This window comes from uncultured Campylobacter sp. (assembly GCF_937997595.1).
Classification (GTDB): domain Bacteria; phylum Campylobacterota; class Campylobacteria; order Campylobacterales; family Campylobacteraceae; genus Campylobacter_B.
In genome coordinates this window covers 1-19,169 of sequence record NZ_CALKTS010000004.1, presented here as the reverse complement: position 1 = coordinate 19,169, position 19,169 = coordinate 1, and the positions used below count along the sequence as shown (strand labels likewise).

The 19,169-nt window shown below is 47.3% G+C and carries 20 protein-coding genes; 6 read left to right on the top strand and 14 right to left on the bottom strand.

The genetic code is table 11. From position 1 onward, the window contains the following. The coding region (gene polA, locus Q0614_RS00200) for a DNA polymerase I (protein ID WP_298785684.1) at positions 1–2,630 on the bottom strand (2,630 nt) is incomplete at its 3' end. 144 nt (positions 2,631–2,774) lie between these two features. Here polA and Q0614_RS00195 point away from each other — a divergent pair. The 4 genes from Q0614_RS00195 (at position 2,775) to Q0614_RS00180 (ending at position 5,779) form a co-directional block, all read left to right on the top strand. Next, positions 2,775–3,119 carry a hypothetical protein gene (locus Q0614_RS00195; RefSeq protein WP_005871273.1) on the top strand — a complete coding sequence of 115 codons (345 nt, stop codon included), beginning with the start codon at positions 2,775–2,777 and terminating at the stop codon, positions 3,117–3,119. Positions 3,120–3,136: 17 nt separating this feature from the next. Next, the gene (locus Q0614_RS00190; protein WP_298785683.1) at positions 3,137–4,312 is read left to right on the top strand and encodes a peptidase M50; all 1,176 of its coding nucleotides are present in this window, start codon (positions 3,137–3,139) and stop codon (positions 4,310–4,312) included. Continuing rightward, positions 4,309–4,614 (top strand): metal-sulfur cluster assembly factor, encoded by a 306-nt coding sequence (locus tag Q0614_RS00185; RefSeq protein ID WP_298785681.1) that lies wholly within the window; start codon positions 4,309–4,311, stop codon positions 4,612–4,614. Before Q0614_RS00190 ends, Q0614_RS00185 begins: the two co-directional genes overlap by 4 nt. 76 nt (positions 4,615–4,690) lie before the next feature. Next, positions 4,691–5,779 (top strand): hypothetical protein, encoded by a 1,089-nt coding sequence (locus Q0614_RS00180; RefSeq protein WP_298785679.1) that lies wholly within the window; start codon positions 4,691–4,693, stop codon positions 5,777–5,779. 97 nt (positions 5,780–5,876) lie between these two features. Here the strand turns inward: Q0614_RS00180 and Q0614_RS00175 are convergent, their stop codons facing one another. From Q0614_RS00175 to Q0614_RS00145, 7 genes are all read right to left on the bottom strand, one after another. Continuing rightward, positions 5,877–7,319, bottom strand: coding sequence for a Ppx/GppA phosphatase family protein (locus Q0614_RS00175; protein WP_298785677.1), 1,443 nt, complete (start codon positions 7,317–7,319; stop codon positions 5,877–5,879). Beyond that, positions 7,320–7,565, bottom strand: coding sequence for a YfhL family 4Fe-4S dicluster ferredoxin (locus Q0614_RS00170; RefSeq protein ID WP_005871264.1), 246 nt, complete (start codon positions 7,563–7,565; stop codon positions 7,320–7,322). It lies immediately after the preceding gene. Between the two features lie 49 nt (positions 7,566–7,614). Further along, entirely contained in the window at positions 7,615–8,862 is a 1,248-nt protein-coding gene (locus tag Q0614_RS00165; protein ID WP_298785675.1) for a HAMP domain-containing sensor histidine kinase, read from the bottom strand. Between the two features lie 38 nt (positions 8,863–8,900). Further along, entirely contained in the window at positions 8,901–9,572 is a 672-nt protein-coding gene (hsrA, locus tag Q0614_RS00160; protein WP_005871260.1) for a homeostatic response regulator transcription factor HsrA, read from the bottom strand. 76 nt (positions 9,573–9,648) lie between these two features. After that, positions 9,649–9,966 carry a dihydroneopterin aldolase gene (locus Q0614_RS00155; RefSeq protein ID WP_298785673.1) on the bottom strand — a complete coding sequence of 106 codons (318 nt, stop codon included), beginning with the start codon at positions 9,964–9,966 and terminating at the stop codon, positions 9,649–9,651. Beyond that, positions 9,963–10,619, bottom strand: coding sequence for a glycerol-3-phosphate 1-O-acyltransferase PlsY (gene plsY, locus Q0614_RS00150; RefSeq protein WP_298785670.1), 657 nt, complete (start codon positions 10,617–10,619; stop codon positions 9,963–9,965). The genes Q0614_RS00155 and plsY overlap by 4 nt, the downstream gene beginning before the upstream one ends. 9 nt (positions 10,620–10,628) lie before the next feature. Further along, positions 10,629–12,920: a DUF87 domain-containing protein gene (locus tag Q0614_RS00145; RefSeq protein WP_298785669.1), complete on the bottom strand. Its 2,292-nt coding sequence runs from the start codon at positions 12,918–12,920 to the stop codon at positions 10,629–10,631. A gap of 94 nt (positions 12,921–13,014) precedes the next feature. Between Q0614_RS00145 and Q0614_RS00140 the strand changes: the two genes are divergently transcribed. After that, entirely contained in the window at positions 13,015–13,938 is a 924-nt protein-coding gene (locus Q0614_RS00140) for a methylenetetrahydrofolate reductase (RefSeq protein ID WP_298785667.1), read from the top strand. A 933-nt stretch (positions 13,939–14,871) separates the two neighbouring features. On the opposite strand, the gene Q0614_RS00135 is transcribed toward Q0614_RS00140, so the two are convergent. From Q0614_RS00135 to Q0614_RS00110, 6 genes are all read right to left on the bottom strand, one after another. Further along, complete coding sequence (locus tag Q0614_RS00135) at positions 14,872–15,870, bottom strand: beta-ketoacyl-ACP synthase III (RefSeq protein ID WP_297949948.1); 999 nt, start codon at positions 15,868–15,870, stop codon at positions 14,872–14,874. 8 nt (positions 15,871–15,878) lie between these two features. Then, complete coding sequence (plsX, locus tag Q0614_RS00130; RefSeq protein WP_297882427.1) at positions 15,879–16,871, bottom strand: phosphate acyltransferase PlsX; 993 nt, start codon at positions 16,869–16,871, stop codon at positions 15,879–15,881. A 4-nt stretch (positions 16,872–16,875) separates the two neighbouring features. Beyond that, positions 16,876–17,022 carry a 50S ribosomal protein L32 gene (gene rpmF / locus Q0614_RS00125; protein WP_005871250.1) on the bottom strand — a complete coding sequence of 49 codons (147 nt, stop codon included), beginning with the start codon at positions 17,020–17,022 and terminating at the stop codon, positions 16,876–16,878. Positions 17,023–17,040: 18 nt separating this feature from the next. After that, positions 17,041–17,394, bottom strand: coding sequence for a hypothetical protein (locus Q0614_RS00120; RefSeq protein WP_298785664.1), 354 nt, complete (start codon positions 17,392–17,394; stop codon positions 17,041–17,043). A 9-nt stretch (positions 17,395–17,403) separates the two neighbouring features. Continuing rightward, the gene (ndk, locus tag Q0614_RS00115) at positions 17,404–17,817 is read right to left on the bottom strand and encodes a nucleoside-diphosphate kinase (RefSeq protein WP_177388469.1); all 414 of its coding nucleotides are present in this window, start codon (positions 17,815–17,817) and stop codon (positions 17,404–17,406) included. 107 nt (positions 17,818–17,924) lie between these two features. Beyond that, positions 17,925–18,209 (bottom strand): 4Fe-4S dicluster domain-containing protein, encoded by a 285-nt coding sequence (locus Q0614_RS00110; RefSeq protein WP_005871245.1) that lies wholly within the window; start codon positions 18,207–18,209, stop codon positions 17,925–17,927. A gap of 180 nt (positions 18,210–18,389) precedes the next feature. Between Q0614_RS00110 and Q0614_RS00105 the strand changes: the two genes are divergently transcribed. Continuing rightward, the gene (locus Q0614_RS00105) at positions 18,390–18,986 is read left to right on the top strand and encodes a peroxiredoxin (protein WP_291939968.1); all 597 of its coding nucleotides are present in this window, start codon (positions 18,390–18,392) and stop codon (positions 18,984–18,986) included. Positions 18,987–19,169: the final 183 nt, after the last annotated feature.

Below are 19,169 nucleotides of genomic sequence, written 5' to 3'. Positions count from 1 at the left end.
GAAATCTCAACCATCGCCTTTTTTATGATGTCGGCGGCGGAGCCTTGAAATTTCGTATTCACCGCCTCGCGCTCATAGCTCGCATAGACCATGTTGTTGCGCGCGTTTGCGAAGTCGAAGTAACGCCTGCGCCCAAAAAGCGTGCTTACATAGCCGTGCGCTTTCGCGTCCGATTTTATGCTTTGCAAAAACTCCTTGATCGTAGAAAACGCCGCGAAATAGCGCTCGATATAGCCTTTCGCCTCGGCGCGCGCGATGCCTAGGCTATCGCTTAGCTTACCCGCGCCCATGCCGTAGATGAGGCCGAAATTTATGCTCTTTGCGATCGTGCGGTGTGCGGGCTGTGCGTCGCCGAAGATGCTGATCGCCGTGCGCGCGTGAATGTCCTCATCCGCCCTAAACGCCGCCAAAAGCGCAGGATCGCGCGAAAAGTGCGCGAGCAGGCGTAGCTCGATCTGCGAGTAATCAAGCGAGATCAGCGAGTAGCCCCCCTCTGCTAAGAAGCAGTCCCGCACGTCCTTCGCAAACGTGCCGCGCGCGGGGATATTTTGCAGGTTCGGATTTTTGCTCGCTAGCCGCCCGGTGGCCGTGCCGGTCTGCAAGAAATTCGATCTGACGCGGTTTTGCGGATCTGTAAGGGCAAGCTGTAGCAGCGGCTCGCAGTAGGTGTTTTGCAACTTAAACAGCTCGCGGTAGTCTAAAATTTTACCCACCGCAGGATGCAGCGCCGTAAGATCCTTCAACACGCTTTCGTCGGTGCTATAGCCCGTTTTCGTGCGCTTTGCGGCAGGAAGCCCAAGCCGCTCAAAAAGCACGGCACCGAGCTGAGCGGGAGAGTTGATGTTAAACTGCTCGCCGCAAAGCTCATAAATTTCATCCGTAAGCGCTCGCAGGGACTTTTCGTTACGCCCGATTAGGCGCCTTATCATCTCCGCGTCGATCTTGATGCCGCATCTTTGCATCTGCCAAAGCACCCGCACGAACGGGAACTCAAGCTCCTGCGCGAGCTTAAAAAGCGCAGGCTCAAGCAGCCCCTTAAGCTTAAAATACAGCCTCAGCGTCACCCACGCATCCTCGCTCGCATAGATCGTAGCGGCGTCCAGCTCCACGGAGGCGAAGGTCTCGCCCTTTTTGACGACGTCGCCGAAATGCACAGTCTCGTACCCAAGATACCGCGGCGAGATAGAGTCCATCCCCACGGCGTTTGCGGGATCAAGCAGCCACGCTAGCACCATCGTATCGGCAAAGCGCGCAGGCGGTTCGATATTAAAATTATTTTTCACGATCTCAAAATCGTATTTTAAATTTTGCCCCACGACATATCCACGAAACAGCGAGCCGATCGCTGCCTTTGCGGCGTCCAAAGAAATTTGAGCCGGAGCGCCCAAATAGCTATGCGCGAGCGGGACGTAGTAGGCGCGCTCCTCGTTAAACGCAAACGAAAAGCCCACGATCTTGGCGCTTTTGCTGTCGATGCTCGTCGTCTCAGTATCAAAGCTCACCAAGGTCTCGGCGCTGACGCCTTCACACAGCCTCGCAAGCTTCGCGGCATCGGTGATACAAATGGGCTCAAAGGGCGTTTTAAAAGCACGCTCGCAGCTTTGTCCGCCGCAAGCGGAGCCGCTAGGGATAGAATTTTGCCCGTCTAGCCCCCCTACAGCAGCGTCCAAGATAGAGCCGCCGCGAGACGGCTCTGCGCCCGTGCCCTTCCCGCCCGCGCCCAAAACGGAGCTTTTTGCGCCCGCGCTTTTGCCCTCGCTCCAAAGATCAAGTCCGTTCTGCTCTTGCAGGTTTAACGCCGAAAGAAGCCTATTTAGCGCGTAATCTTTTAAAATTTCGCGGATTTTAAAAAGCGGATTTTGCTGCGGAAATTTCGCATCTTCTAAAGGCGGGGTTTCCAGCTCGTCGTAAAGAGTAGCCAGGCGCTTGCTTATATAGGCGCTCTGCTTCCCCTCTATCAGATACTCGCGCTGTTTGTTTTGCGGCAGACGGTCTAAATTTGAATAGATCCCATCAAGCGAGCCCCATTCGTCTAAAAGCTTCTTCGCTCCCTTGTCGCCGATGCCCCGCACGCCCGGGATATTATCGGCGCTATCGCCGCAGATCGCCAAAAAATCCACGATCTGCTCGGGATAGACGCCGTAGCGCTGCAAACACTCCTCTCTTCCGTAAAGCATCTTTTTGCCGTGGCTGTAAATTTTAACGTTTTCGCCGATGAGCTGATACAGGTCCTTGTCGGAGGTAACGATGTTGATTTTATGCGTGGCGCCGTGCTTTTTAACGACGCTTGCGATGAGATCGTCCGCTTCGTAGCCCTCGCGTCCGAGTGAGTAAAGCCCCATCTTTTCGATCATCTCGATGCAGACGGGTAGCTGTTGCAAAAGCGCGGGCGGCGGAGCTTGGCGGTTGGTTTTGTAGTTGGGATCGATATCCGAGCGGAAGGTCTTGCCCTTGCTATCCAGAGCGAAAATTATATAATCGCTCTTAAATTCCTTCGAAAGATTTGCGATGAAGCTCGCAAATCCGCTCACCATGCCGCTGGGTTTGCCGTCTTTTGTTTTAAGCCCGCTCATAGCGTAGTAGAGCCTGAAAAAAAAGCCGAACGTATCGATGATCGTGATGGTCTGCATAATGGTCCTCGGATTTAGAATTTTAACGCGTAGTGTATTAAAATTCGGCTAAATTTACAAATTCCGAATAGGACTTGACCTGCCTCATTTCAAAATTTTAAAATTTGCTATATAATCGCGCGAAATTTTAAAAAAGGATCAAGTATGGATTTTTTCACAGACTGGCAGGAGTTCGACGCGGCGGGCGCTACGGTGAAATTTTATAAAAAATCGCAGGGCGGCGTGGAATACATCGGCTTTGATTCGCGCAAATGCGTTCCGCCCGAGCCGATGGTAAATGCGCTGGTGGCCTTAAATTTCGTAAAAGACGAAACCAAAAAGGTCGTCATGGTCAATCATAAATTCCCGATGGGGCTGATCCCAAAAATCGAGTCCAAATTTGACATTGCCCGCGAGGATCTGGACGGCGACGCGGTCAAGCTCACCATCAGCCTAAAACCGGGCGCGGTCAATGAGGGCTTCGATACCGACGCGAAGTGCCACGGCTAAAGGACTTTAAAATTTAGATGAATATCACGACCTTTTCGCCGCCGTTTCGCATCGTGGGCGGCTATTTCATCTGCGGCTTTATCTTTTTGCTGTTAAGCGCAGCGAGCTTTTTAAAGGCCGATTTCGGCGCGATCCAGGCGCCGCAGACGGCGAGCTTTTTTCACGTATTTTTGCTGGGATTTGTAATCAGCATAATCATCGGAGCGCTCTACCAGCTCACCTCCGTCATCATCCAAAAGGAATTTTTCACCGTCAAATTTGCGTTTTTAAATCTCCTCGCCTACGGCGCGGGCGTGGCTCTGCTAAGCGCGGGATTGCTGCTTTCAAGCATCCCTTTGATGCACGCAGGCGGCGCCGTTTTGCTGCTTAGCCTATTTTATTTTACGATCTGCTACGCGCTAAGCTTCATCGGCACGCCCAAATGGAGCTTTCCCGCCGTAGCGCTTGCGATTTCGGCTGCGTTTTTGGCGGTAGGGATCAGCCTTGGCTTCGCGCTCGTGCTAGCGCTTAGCGGCGTGGAGATTTTCGGAGTGTATTTTTCGGAAATTTTATCCTATCACATATACTTCGTGCTGGGCTTTGTGTTTTTCGTCATCGTAGGCGCTGCGTGCGTGCTGCTGCCGATGTTTAGCCTGGCGCACAATCTAAGTTTCGCGCTAGCAAAAGCTTCACTGGCGCTGTATCTGCTCGCGGGGCTGTTTTTACTAAAAGACTTTGGAATTTTCATCGCAATTGCCGCACTTGCGAGCTTTGCGGCTCAGGCGATCTATATATTAGCCAGGCGCGTGCGAAAAGCGATCGATTATTGGAATTTAAACGTCTACATCTCGCTAGCGGCTTTGGGATTTAGCGCGGCATTTTGGCTCGCGGATCGCGCGGATACGGCGGCGTTTTGGCTGCTATATGGCTTTTTGTTCGCCTTCATCGTCGCGCACCTTTATAAAATCGCGCCCTTTCTCATCTGGTATCACTACGTCTCGCCCTTCGTCGGCAAGCGCAAAATCCCTATGCTTGAGGATATGATAATCAAAAAGATCGCCTACGCAGCTTGCGTGCCGAACGTCTTAGCGCTTGCGTGCGCGGGCTTTGGAGCGCTAACGCCTGCGGTGATCTTGCAAGCAGCAAGCATAATTTTGGTGCTAATCAACATCGTAAATATCTTTAACTACATAAAATTCGGAGAGGAAAAATGAAAGTAACGAAGGAGCAAATTTACGAGGCGCTTCGCGCCGTGGTGGACCCTGAGGTGGGCTTTGACGTCGTGTCACTAGGACTCATCTACGACGTAGCGGTAGATGAGGCGAACAACGCCAAAGTCACGATGACGCTATCGACTCAGTCGTGCCCGCTGCATGAGATGATGGTGGAATGGGTGCGCGCGGGTGCCGAGAGCGTGGAGGGCATCGGCGAAGTGGAGATCGATCTCGTCTTTGAGCCGATGTGGAATATCGACATGGCGGAGGATCACGTCAAAGAAGCGCTCGGTAGATTTTAAACAGCTTTGCCGCACCCCATAGTTTAAGCTTTGAAATTCTAAAATTAGACTTAAAAATTTATACTTAGGGGCTACTATGAAAAAATTTACCGACGGCAAGAAACAAATTCTACTTCAAATGCAAGGGCTTAGTTTGATTTCAAAGACGCTACAAAACGGCAAAGAAAGGCTGAGCTCTAAAGAATTCGCAAATTGCGATGCTCTGCAAAAAGCTTTCGTAAAAAAGCAAGTTGATGTCCTAAAAAAGGGCTTCATCTATGAAAACAAAAAAGCGAAATTCGGCGAGGCACTAGCGCATGCCTATATCGGCGGCGGATACAGCGGAGCGCTTGGATTTGCCGAGTTTGAGGATAAATTTTACGTCTATAAATGTAATTTTGACGAGCACGGCTGCGATTATTTAATCGTGCTGGACGGCGAGCTAAAAACTCTTGCGCAAATTGAACTACCAAAAATTTTAGCGTGGAAAATGACCGCTACCAAAAAAGCCTTAGTGCTTGATTTGGATCACGAATTCTTTCTTTTTGACGGAGAGAAATTCAGCAGGCTTTTTGAAGCCTGGGGTATCATAGGAGGAGGCTTTAGTTCTACTCTAAGCGGCAACGGCGAAATTCTAGCCTGCGGCACAGATGGAATTTTAGCTTTCGGAAGCGGCAAGAAGCTAAATTTTAAAACGGGATTTTCGGCAAAAGCAATAGGCTTCGGCAATAAAATTTGCATAGCCTGTGGGGATGAAGGCGGCAAAAATGTCGCTAGGCTCTACCGCCTAAAAGACTTCGCCGAGCTTTGCCGTATCGAATGCGACGTAGGTTATATCCACTCCCTAAACGTGGGGCTTATCAAAAATGACGCGATTTTGGTCGTAAATAACGGCTTTGATGAGCTGTATTTTTGGGACGTCGCAAGCAAAAAGCGTCTAAGCGTACCAAAAAGCTTGCCAAGAAGCGTGATGAGGTTTGCCGCAAACGATCAAATTTTTCTTACGTATTTTTATGGTGGATTTAAAGCATTCAGCTTGGAGGATTTTCACCTCTTAGGCGAGTTTGAGTGCGAGCACTGCGTCAAAACTGCTGCTATTGAAATCGCAGGCGAGCGCCTTTACGTCCGCACCGACTACGGATTTTTTAGCATTTATTCTTTAGCCGAGAATGGAATTAAAATTTAAAAAGCGCTATTGATAGGGATTTATCGCCCGCTTCAAGCTCATAAAATTAAACGAACTCCGCCCGCCTTAAGCTTGCGCAACAAGCAGGGGTGGCTATTTAAAGAAATTTTATCGCAAAAATTGCGGGTTTTGCGAGCTTTTTAAGGCTTCCTTTAAGCATTATCAAATTATCCGCGCCGGAGATTTTAAGAGTGGAATTTTCAAAGCAAAATTCTAAATTTTTTAGCGCGTTTTCGCTTAGGAGGCGTGCAAGCTCCAAAATATAGCTGAGCCACGCAAGCTTGGCGGCGTCCGGCAAAATCGCGCTCAAAGGCGCAAACGTAGCTCCCAGCTCACGCTTTCCGTGCATCGAGATGATCGCGGCTATGAGCGCCTTTTCTTTGTGCGTAGTGCGATAGTTCAGCCCGCCGAGCACCATATCCGCGCTGGTTTCGTGCTTGGCATAAAAGCCGATCGCCCGCCCGATCTCACAAAGCGATGCTGCGGTCTGAAGAATTTTAATATATTTTTCATTCAAGCCATGCAGCGGCGATAGCGTGCAAAACAGCGCCTTTGCGAACTTCGGAGCCTCGCTGGGCTCGGAAGCGAAGCGATCTTTAAGGCTTCTTAGACTCGGATTAAAGCCTCTAGGCAGGTTTGCGCCGCGCAAAATCGAGCTTAAAAACGCCCCTTCTCGCACTCCCACACCGCTGGTGATGATCTTTTTCGCCCCTAGGCGCCTTACGATCTTATCAAAGATGATGACGCCCTCTCTTATCGTGTCGTAGCGGTCCTTTTTGATCGGAAATTTTGCCAAATCAAGCGTTTTTGCGCTCATCAGCTTGGCAAAAAACGGCGCGTATTTTTCGTAATCGTAGCTGAAATTATGCACGATCTTTAGCGGATGGTTTTGCAGGCTCATCACGGCGCCGGAAAGCGCTCGCGCGGAGCCGCCCATTACGATTAAATTTTGCGTGCGAAACTCGGCGCCGAGCTGCGAGATCGCGCTGTTTATGTATTTCTCCAACCCCTTCGTGTCGCCGCGGTCGAAAAACAGCTCCTTTAGCCGCACCGTGCCTAAATTTAGAGAAATTTTATTTTCTATCCTGCCGTTTTTGATGTAAGCAAGCTCAGTCGAGCCGCCGCCGATATCCAGCGTAACGCCCTCGGAAAAGTCGCTAAGCAAATTCTGCGCCGCATAAGCGCCCAAATACGCCTCCGTCTGCCCGTCTATCTTGCGGATCGTGATGCCCGTTTGCTTGCGGACGAGATTTATAAACTCGGCACCGTTTGGCGCATCGCGAAGCGCGGATGTACCGATGCAAAGCACGCGCTTGGCCTTGTAATTGCATACGAGGGTTTTAAATTTTTTAAACGCGAGTAGGCATTTTTGCATCGCTTCGGAAGTTAAAATTCCGCCGTTTTCGTAAGCGCCTTCGCCTAGGCGGATCTTGATCTTGTGCTCGGCCAAAATGAAAAATCCGAGCCTGCTCGTGCGCTCGAAAATCACGGCTCTGGCGGAATTTGAGCCCAGATCTATGACGGCGACGCGCTTGGGCATTTAAATTTCCATATGGACGTGTTTGTATTTCAGCTCGTCCGCCGTCTCGATATTATCGGGATCGGTGATGATACACTCGACGGGACAAACCACGATGCAAGCGGGCTCGGAGTAATCATCTACGCACTCACAGCATCGATCGGCATCTATGATGTATATCGGCTCATCCTCAAAAATCGCTTCATTAGGGCATTCCTCGCGGCACGCGTCGCAACTGATGCATTCTTTTGTAATCAACAATGACATATAATTTTACCTTACGAAAAAATTTATGGCGTTTATACCATAAAAAGCTTCATTTTGTTTTAAAATAGCGGAATTTCGGGCTATTTCTTAAATTTTTTAGTGGAAGTTTGAAAATCGCGACGATTAGCGAGCGCCCTTTGTCGTTTTTAAGATCTACTTGCGCACCCATCGCTTGAGCAGCATTTTTGGCTAAAAATAGCCCGAGCCCGGCTCCCGGTTTGCCGCCGTAGCGCTTAAAAGGGGCGAAATAATCGATCTCTTCGTTAAGCGGCTCGCCTTTGTTTGCGACCCGTACGATGAAATTTCCGTCCGAAATTTCGCTCTCGATCAGTACCTTTTCGCCGTCCGGAGAAAATTTTATGGCGTTTTGGATAAAATTTTGAATCACGTGCATAAAGAGGCTTTTCTGCACCGAAATTTCAAGCTGTTCAGGCTTAAGATCCATCGTTAAATCCTTACCCGCCGTACGCGCTAAAATTTTAAAGCCCACACATAGCTCCCGCAGATATGCAATCATATCGGTCTGCTCGGGCGCCTCAAACTGCGCCCCCTCCTGCCGCCCGATCTCTAGGATTGAGCTGATCATTTTATTCATATTATCGATCGAATCGTTGTTATTTTTAAGCGCCTCGATATATTTCTCTCTCTCGCGCGGCTTAAGAAGCGTAACTTCGTTTTTGGTTTTCATAACCGCAAGTGGAGTTTTAAGCTCGTGCGCGATGCCGATAAAAAGCTCTTTTTGATACAAAATGAAAGTTTCAATGCGCTCAAGTAGGCGGTTTATGCTGTTTGAAAGCGGGCTAAATTCGCTTGGAATTTCCGCTGCGTCGATCGGCTTTAGAAATTTTTCATCCACCGAAGCGAGCCTTTGGCTGATCAGCTTAATCGGCATTAGCAGCATGCGCGAGAGAAACATCGCGTAAAACACCACCAAAAATATCATAGTCAAATTTACTAAAATGATGTCGATGAGTATTTGATTTACGATGTTTGCATAGACGCTCACGTCGGCTCGGATACTTAAAATTTTATCCTTACCATAAGGGTAGTGCAGCTGTAAATAGCTCCTGCCGCCCTCGGAACTTTCGATAAATTTAGGCTTATTGATACTTTCGTTTTCGATGATTTTGCTTTCGTATTCACCGGAAGCGTCTTGTAAAAAAGATGAAATTTTCTCAGGTGGCACGGAGGCGTCTACGATTTTTTGTGCTCTTTGGATTAAATTTTGAACGGGAGTTTCGAAAATGGTAATTTTCATATAATTATAGAGCATTACCGAAAAAATGACAATTAGCATCAACGAAGCGGATGCTAATTGTATTACAAAGCGGACTCTTAGGCTTTTTGTGGAAAGCAAAATCTATATCCGCGTCTGCGAACGGTCTCGATCGTAGAGATATTTAGAGGCTTATCCATTTTCTGGCGAATTTGATTGATCGCGACTTCGATGACGTTTGGCGTAACAAGCTCAGGCTCCTCCCAGATGGCATCTAATAGCTGCTCTTTGCTTACGATCTGATCGCTGTGGCGCGCTAGGTGAGTTAGCACCTCAAACGGCTTGCCCTTAAGCTCGATCTCTTGACCTAGATATGTGATCTTTTCCTCATCCGGATCGATGATGAGATCGTCTATCTTGATGATATTTGAGCCGCCGAAGCGAAGTCTAGCCTCGAGACGCGCTACTAAAACGTCAAAGTCGAAAGGTTTTTTGATAAAATCGTCCGCGCCCGCGCGAAGTGCTTTGATCTCGCTTTCTTTATCGTCTTTTGCAGATAGCACGACGACAGAGGTGCGCGCGGATTTTTGCTTAACTAATGCGATGAGATCGATGCCGTTGCCGTCAGCTAGCATCCAATCGGTTAGCACCAAATCATAATTTCTAATGCCGATATAATACTCTGCGTCCTTAAAACTCTCGGAAGTATCCGTCTGATAGCCGAACTCCATCAAGCCCTCCGCTATCGTCTTGTTTAAAGTCACCTCGTCCTCGACTATTAAAATTCTCATTTAATTTCCTTGCCTTAAAATTTTGCGGCGATTTTAACATATTTTAAGCAAAATTTCAAGATTTTTTAAAGAAATTTTAAAATTTTATCTCTATTTCCGCGCCGACGCTCGCGTCTTGTAAAATTTCGGGCTTTAAAATTTTCATATAAAAATAATCCATCGATCGAAATTTTGAGTGAAACTCCTGCGCGAAGTATTTTAGCGCGTCCTCTACGAGGCGAAATTTTTTCTCGCGGAACTCCGCTTTGATATATTCGCAAACCCGCGCATAGTCGATAAATTCCTCCGCTCCGAACTTCGCCCACACCCAGACGCGCTGCTCGCGCTTGCGCTCAAAATCTAGCATCCCAATTATCGTACCAAATTCCAGCTTTTCGATTAAAATTTTAATCATACTACGCGCTTTTCCTCGCCCTTAAGCAGCCTAGCGATATTAGGCGCGTGTTTATAAAATACGATGAAAACTATCAGAAAGATCGGCGCATGAGTGTTGATCGCTGGCATCTGCGGATGGATCACGTAGCTTGCAATAACTAGCGCAAGCGCCGCTGCAAGCGATGCTACGGATGAAATTTTAACCGTCTTGCCGACCACGAACCAAACGGCAAGCGCAATAACAATCTCGATAGGAATAAAGCAAGCAAGCACGCCGGCTCCCGTCGCAATGCCCTTGCCGCCGTTAAATTTCAGATACGGGCTAAAGCAATGCCCAAGCACTGCAAAGACAGCCATGCTCCACAGCACGTTTTCATCAAAGCCCAAAGCACGCGCAATCAGTATCGGCAGGACGCCCTTTAGCGCATCGCAGACAACCGTGAGGATCGCGAGCTTTTTTGCTTTTTGCGGATCGCGAGTTTTTAAGACGCGAAGGACGTTGGTAGCGCCTATGGAGCCGCTGCCCTCGCTTTTGATATCCACGCCACCTAAGTATCTGCCGATCAAAAGCCCAAAGGGGATCGCAGCGATCAGATACGCAGCAAAGTAGCACCAAAAATTCGGCGCCGTAACGATGCTAAGTAAAAATTCCAAAATTCCCGATTTTTTCATAAAATCCCTTTAACTCTTCCAAAGTAGCGAAATTTTCTCGTCGTAGATGTCGGTTTTCTTCGGCGAAATTTCTTTCGTTTCGAGTTTAATATTTTTTAGATCCAGGCTCTGTTTTAGCGCGTCCACTTCAGCCTCAAATTTTTGCGTAAGCACCTCCAGCTCCTCTTGTAGCGCGCTTAGGCTATTTTCGGCATTTTTGGCTTCGCTTCGTTCATTTAAAATTTTATGCGCGCTCTTTGCGCCGCTGATCGCTTTAGAGATATTGCTAGCGCTGCGCGAGCGGCCTAAAAACGCGCCTAAGATCGCTCCACCTATGTTTAGCGCCGCATCCACCCCGCGACTTAGCACGTCGCCCTTTTCCTTCTCGTATTTTTCGCTAGCGCGCGAAATTTTATCCTCAAGGCGCGCCTTTTCCTTCTCAAATTTAGCCGTAATCTCATCAGTTTTAGCCTCTAGAGCTTCATTTGCCTTATCGCCTAGGCGCACGAAAAATTCCTCCCTGCTCTCGCCCGGTTTTGAGAGCAGATCAAGCGCGCTAAAAAGTTCTAACTTTTCGTTGCGGTAGAGCCATTCTTTAAAACTTTTAAGCTGAGCGTTTAAATTTTTTGCTCCCGCGATGAAGCTAGGAAGCGCGCCGTAGAGCGAGCCCGCCTGCTCCTGTCCGCTTAAATTTGCAACTTCTCGCGTGCTCGCCTCGCTCCAATCTATTTCGCTTGCGTCCGAAAGCGAAAGCAAAAAGGAGCGCTGCTGCGTAAAATCGACTCCCTTGTCGCAAAATCGCATCTTTGCGCTTGCATACAGATACGGACTTAGCTCAAGGCTCGCGCCGTAGCTGTAAAGCTGCGAAATTTCAGCCGAAACTACGGGTTTAGCGGCGCCGGCGGATTTGACGCCTTGCGTGGCGCCCGACACGGACGAAATTTCAGCCTTTTTGTCTTTCATTAAATTTGAAATTTGCTCGTTGCTTAAAGGGCCCTTTAAATAGCTTAGCGCAAAGCGCGTCTCGATCACCCGTAGTACGTCTTCGTTGATGTTTTTTACCAAAAAATTTCGCTTTTTGAGGTTTGAAATTTTCTCCATAAGCACGCTTTTGTCGATCGGATTTGAGCCGATACCGCTTAAGCCGCTGATGACGCGCTCTTTATCTTGCGCGGTCTGCAAGCGCCCGATAAACCACGTACCGATGTTGCTAAGCCCCTTGTAATCGAGATCGACCGGGTTTTGCGTCGATAGAACGCAACCAAGACCGAATGCGCGAGCCTGTTTTAGTAGCGTAAGCATCGGGGTTTTGCTCGGCGGATTGCCGTTTGGCGGGAAGAAGCCGTAAATTTCATCCATATAAAGCACGGCGCGCAAGGAACTCGTGCCGCTGGTGGTGCGCATCCATTTGATCATCTCGCCCAAAAGCAGCGTGACGAAAAACATCCTCTCATCGTCGTTTAGATGCGCGATGGAAAATATATTCGCTCTCGCCCTGCCGTTTTCATCAAAGAGCATCTTGGCGATATTTAGCCGCTCGCCCTCGCACCAAAGCTTAAAGCTCGGACTTGCGATGAGCGCGTTGATCTTCATCGCAAGCGCCATTCGCTTATCGCTCGGAAAGAAGGTATTAACGTCGAAAACGCCGATTTTATCGAAAGGCGGGTTGCCGATTTGCGCGATGAGATCCACCACGCTCACCCCCTCGCCCCTGCCGAAATGATAGGTTAAAATTTGGCTGATTAGTAAAAATTCCGGCGAGCTGAGATTATCACTGCTAATCCCTGCGAGGCTTAGCACGCTAGTGGCGATACCGCCGATGTAATTATTCATATCCTCTTCGTTTAAGCCTTTTGGCGCTTCAAAGTCGCTTAGTAGGCTGATGCCAAGCCCTGCGCTTGATTTGGGCGTATAAATTCTAAAATCGGCGCTGTTTTTCAAAAGCTCCACCCGCGCCAGATCTTGATATGAGCCCTCGATCCCCTCGCGCCAGGTATTTGCGGTCTGCTCGGCGAACTCGCGCACGCTAAGACCTTTGTTTTGCGCCTCGGCCTCGTCGATATAGGGCTCAAAATCCTCAGCCCTCATCTGCGGGAAAGTAAGAGCTAAATTTGTTAGATCGCCCTTTGGATCGATGATGATGGATGGGATATTATCGATCGCGGCTTCCTCTAGCAGCGTGATGCCAAGTCCCGTTTTACCGCTACCGGTCATTCCGATGATAAGCGCGTGGGTCGTCAAATCCTTGTTTTTATAAAAAAACGGCTCGCCGTTTTCAAGCCCCAGATAAAAAAGCTTTAAATTTTCTTGAAGCGTTTTCATTGCGTTCCTTAAATTTGCAATTTGCGCGGCATTATATCATTTAAATTTTTAAATTTAAATTTGCTAAAATGCGCGAAAAATCAAGGAATGGCAAGTGTTAAAAGAAAAAATTAGAAACGGAAAAAGCGGAATTTTGCTCTATGGCATCGTTCCGCCTAAAATCACGTCCTCTCAAGACGAGCTCGAGCGCCTGGGTACGGCGTGGTCACAACGCCTAAGCGAATGCGAATGCGACGGCATCGTCATCTACGATCTACAAGATGAAAGCGCGCGCACGAAAGATGAGCGGACCTTCCCTTTTGTGCATACGATCGATCCTGCGCGCTATTACACGCAGTATCTACATACCGATAAAGAAGCGATCATCTATCGCGCGGTAGGCAAATATGATGAAGCGGAATTTTGCGAAATTCTAAGGCATGCCGCAAGCGGGCTGGGTGTTTTCGTGGGGGCGAGCTCTAAAAACGAAGAATGCAAACTGCATCTAAGCCGTGCCTATGAACTCAAGCGACTCATGGCGCCACATCTTTGCCTAGGCGGCATCTGCATTCCTGAACGCCATGAAAAGAGCCGCGACGAGCACCTAAAAATCGCGGAGAAGACTGCGGACGGGTGCGAATTTTTTATCACTCAGGCGGTTTATAATGTGCAAAATGCCAAAGATTTCATCGACGATTACGCCACTTTGGAGTGCAAAAAGGTGCCGATAATCTTTACTTTCACGCCGTGCGGTAGCCTAAAGACGCTTGAGTTTATGAAATGGCTTGGCATCTCGGTGCCAGATTTTTTGCAGCAGCGGCTGCAAAGCAGCGTTGATATTTTGCAAAGTTCAACAGCGCTGTGCGCAGAGATGTTTGATTTCATCTACAAATACGCCCTCGCAAAAGGTGTAAGCGTAGGCGCAAACGTCGAGAGCGTAAGCACCCGCCGCGTCGAAATCGAAGCCTCGCTCAGCTTACTAAAAGAGATCAGAAAAATTATCCTTAAGCACGAGAATTTGGGATTTTACGTTATTTAAAATTTTAAACCGGGTACACGAACAAAACGCTAGATAGTCCAAGCTAGCGGAGGAATTTTAGATAATTTCGGATCGCTTTTTAAAAAATAATCGAAATTTTATCCGAATGGAATTTGAACTTAAAATTTATAAAAAATTGCCTTAATAATATGCTTTAATACCTGTCGTCCGTAACTGCAAGATGATATTTCGTGCTAAAATTTCCCAATGCTTACAATGACATTGAGCTAGGCATATCATCAAACCTATAAATCGCTGTAGCTTTCACACTAAAGCTAAGTGCATTGACCGCTTTAGTCTGCAGCTGACGCGACCGCGTCCTCCGTCATCCACTATCTACACAGGGATAAATGTATATTGTATAACGGGAGATAGCTGGAGATTTTAACGCCCTATAATACGACGCCTCTTCGCTCATGGCATAGCGTCCTTTATTATTCCATTCGTAGTATTTGATTTAAATTTACCGGCGTTTATGCTAAATTTCAAATCTAAGGCAATTTGATGCTTGCTGTTGTGAGCGTTTTGGTATTTGAATTTTATTCTACAGCCTATGTGTAGGTCGCTCAAAAGATCCACCATACGCCGCCATAAAAATACTTGCCGAGCTTTGCAGCTAATTAAAAGCCGTTAATGCAGAATCGCCTGAAATTAACGCCCATTTAAGCTATCGCATATTTGATTTCTTTTATATTCTAAAAGCCCGCCACCAAAAAGCAGCAGACCTAAGACTAACGTCGTTTTACTATCTCACGCAAAAGCCGATATTTTAACTGCACAAGATTATAATATGCTTTCAATCGCAAACGCTTCATTTTAAAATTTTGAAACCTAACTCGGAATAAATATAAACTTGAAATTAGTTTTGTAAATAAGCTTAGAATTTAACTTTTAAATATGGCGAAATTCAAAGATAATAAAATTTAAAAAGCGCTAGTTTATGCTCTTACCGCCGAATTTTAAAAGCGCACTACCCCACGTAAAACCGCCGCCGAACGCGTCCAAAAGCATAAGCGAGCCATTTTTGAGCCTGCCGCTCTCGTAAGCGTCATTTATCGCCATCGGGATCGACGCCGAGCTCGTGTTGCCGTATTTGCCGATCGTAAGCACGCACTGCTCGTCGCTAAATTCTAATCTCGCCTTGACCGCCTCGATGATGCGTAAATTTGCCTGATGCGGGATGAAAAGATCGACCTGCTCGGGCGAAATTTTATTTTTCTCCAAAATCTCCACGACGTCGTTACTAAGCGTCGGCACCGCGATTTTAAAGACCTCGCGCCCCGCCATCTGCATGAAGCCTAGCTTTTCGTCAATGATTTTTTGGCTGAGTGGATTGACGCTACCCGGGGCTGCGGTGATGAGAAGATCGCCCTTACTGCCGTCGCTAGCGGTATGAATGTCGATGATTCCGTTATCGTCACGCGCCGCGATAACCGCAGCGCCTGCGCCGTCGCCGAAGAGTATGCACGTAGCGCGGTCGCTCCAATCGACTATCGAGCTTAGTTTTTCCGTGCCGATTATCAGCACGTGTTTTTTGGCACCGCTTTCGATGAGGGATTTTGCGAGCTCTAAAAGATAGATGAAGCCCGTACAGGCGGCATTTATATCAAACGCCGTGATGCCGAAGCTCAAACCCAACTTATCCGCGATGACGCACGCGGTCGAGGGCATACAGAAATAATCGGGCGAGATCGTGGCGCATATTATTGTATCGATCTCGTTTTTTTGCAAACCGCTACGCTCAATCGCAAGTGCCGCAGCCTTCATACCCAAATCGCTAGTGGTCTCGCCCTTTGCGATGCGGCGCTCATGAATACCTGTTCGCTTGACGATCCATTCATCAGTCGTTTCAACCATTTTTTCAAGATCGAAATTGGTTAAAATTTCGCTCGGCGCGTATGCTGCGATTGAGATCATCGAGGCTTTTTGCATTCGTTTTCCTATTCGTTTGAAGAAATTTCGCTTTCTATCGCGGAGTTGATTTTGGAATCTGCAAATTTAAGCGCCTGAAAGATCGCGTTTTTAACGGCTTTCGGGGTGCTTTTGCCATGGCTTATGATGACGCATTCTTTGACGCCTAAAAGCGGCGCACCGCCATATTCGTCATAATCCGTACTTTTTTTAATAATTTTAAAGACACGCTTCATCAAGATGGAGCCTGCGATGGCGATAGGGGATTTTTTAGTTTCGTTTTTAATAAGTTTGCCGATAGCGCTTGCGACACCTTCGCTGGATTTTAGCATAATGTTGCCGATAAATCCGTCGCACACGACCACGTCTACCGAGCCGTCAAAAATTTGATTGCCTTCGACATTACCGATAAAATTTTGCATCTTCTTAAGCATATGAAAGGTTTCTTTTGTTACCTCGTTGCCTTTACTATCCTCCTCGCCGTTGGATAATAAGCCGATGCGTGGTGCGTTTAAACCCATAATCTCCTTGGCATATGCTTCGCCCATAATCGCAAATTGAAACAAATTCTCAGGCTTACAATCCACATAAGCGCCCACATCTAGCACAAGCGTGCGACCGCCTATGGAATTTGGCATCAGCGTGGCAATTGCGGGGCGCAAAATACCTTTGAGCCTTCCTATGCGAAGCGTAGCAAGGCTCATCGTAGCGCCGCTATGTCCTGCTGATACCACGGCTTTGCAAGTGCCGTCTTTTACTAGATCGACCGCTTTAAAGATGCTGCTCTCTTTGCGTTTGAGAGCGTCGGTTGCGCCCTCTTTCATCTCGAAAACTTCGCTTGCAGCTACGTAAGTGATATATTTCTCAAAGCCTTGATCTTGTGGAATAAAAGGCTTGATTTGCGCTTCGTCGCCTACCAAAAATGCATTAAATTTACGCTCTCGCAGCGCATCTACGACTCCGTTTATTATCGGCTCGCAGCCGAAATCACCGCCCATCGCGTCTATAGCAACGGAAATCATCGGATTAATATTCGCCCGTAGTTTTGTTTATTCTATGCGGAATTTTCCAGCTTCCGTCTTTATCTTTGACGGGAATCGGAAGGGTCACTTTGTAGTGAGTGCGTCTTTTCGCCGCACGAGTTTTACTAACTCTTCGCTTTGGAACTGCCATTTTTTCTCCTTTATAAATTTAGTTCTTGCATTCTTCGCAATAAAAATAGTCGCTTTTGAAAGCTTCCGTTTCGCTTCTTAAAATTTCATCCAGATCAACTTCGGCGCCGAAAAACTCCATAACGTCCAAGCTTTCGTGCCTTTCGTCATTAAAAACGCCTTCGCTTAAAAGCAAATTTACGCTCTCGTTTACGTCAAGATTAAATTCTTTGCCGCAGCGGTCGCAAATGTATGGAATTTTGCCCTTAATTTCGCCCTCGCACTCGATAAACTTAGAGTCTTTTCGTTTTAAATTTCCGCCAAACTTAAGTCCGTCCCTCGAAATTTCAAACGGCACGGGCGCGGCGGAAATTTTAGCAAAAGCGATCTTCACGTGGCACTCTTAGCAAATTTCTCTTTTTGCAAAGAAAAATGCGATCTCGGTTTTTGCGTTTTCTAGGCTGTCGCTACCGTGAACGGCGTTAGCGTCGATGCTGTCCGCAAAGTCTGCTCTGATCGTGCCTTTATCGGCTTTTTTCGGATCGGTAGCGCCCATTAGCGCGCGATTTTTAGCTACAGCATCGTCGCCTTCAAGCACCATTACGACCACCGGGCCGCTAGTCATAAACTCAATCAGATCCTTATAAAAAGGGCGATCCTTGTGAATTTCATAAAATTTACCCGCATCTTCGGCGCTTAGGCATAATTTTTTAGCCGCTGCGATTCTTAGTCCGTGGCTTTCGAAACGATCGATAATTTTGCCGATAACGCCCTTTTTAACGGCATCAGGCTTAATAATAGAAAGCGTTTGCTGCATATAATCTCCTTAAAGTGAAAGGCGGATTGTATCGAAAAATAGGTTAAAATTTATTTAAGGATTAAATGAATTAAAATTCCGCGCATTTGATCGCGGAATTTTATCTGCTAAGCAAATACCGGGGTATCTCCGCTGCGTAGATCCGCACCTATACTATCCCTGCTAGGTTGGCCCGCTACGATGTCACTCCAAACGATACAGCCATCAGTCGGACAGGCGCTAGCGCAAGCCGGCTCGTCGTTGTAGCCCACGCACTCGACGCATTTATCGGCATATACGTAGTAGCTATCCTCGCCGCTTGGGTTATCGCTATCGTCCACGATCGCATTTACCGGGCACTCGTCGATGCATGAGCCGCAGCTAATGCAAATATCGGTGATTTTTACAGCCATTGTTTCTCCTTTATCAAAAAATGTGGAGTAATGATAACATACTAAATTTAAAAAATGATAAAATTTAATATTATCAAGCAAATAAATTTTATTATATAAAAATTTTCATCAAATTTCAGCAAATCTAAAGTTTTAAAATGTATAATCGCCATCATAAATTTTATTAACAAGGAGAAACAAATGATAGTAACCAACAAAGCCGTTGATTTTACGGCAACTGCGGTTTTAGGCAACAACGAGATAGTTGAGGATTTCAACCTCTATAAAAATATCGGCGAAAAAGGCGCGGTCGTATTCTTTTATCCAAAAGATTTTACCTTCGTCTGCCCGAGCGAGATCATCGCATTCGATCACAGATATCAAGATTTCAAATCCAAGGGCATCGAAGTTATCGGCGTTAGCTGCGATAGCGAGTTTACCCACCTTGCGTGGAAAAACACTCCGGTAAATGCAGGCGGTATCGGCAAAGTGCAGTTCCCGCTAGTTTCGGATATTACAAAGGATATCGCGCGCAGCTTCGACGTGCTATTCGGCAATGCCGTAGCGCTTCGCGGCAGCTTCCTACTTGACAAAGACGGCACAGTCCGCCACGCCGTCATCAACGACCTACCGCTTGGCAGAAACATCGACGAGATGCTAAGAATGGTCGATACGATGCTATTTACGAACGAGCACGGCGAGGTCTGCCCTGCAGGCTGGCACAAAGGTGACGCAGGGATGAAAGCAGATCCTAAGGGCGTCGCAGAGTATCTAGACAAAAACGCAAGCAAACTATAAGTTGTAAAATTCTTCGCGCGGGCGTACAAATTCTAACTGCGTAAAGTTTAAATTTAGCCTTGCGCAGGTTATTAAAGCTAGCAAAGCTTTCTAAATTCCGCTGCCAAAATTTTGAGTCGCGGCGGCGGAATCCCAAAAATCCCAAAAATCCCAAAAATCCCAAAAATCCCAAAAATCCCAAAA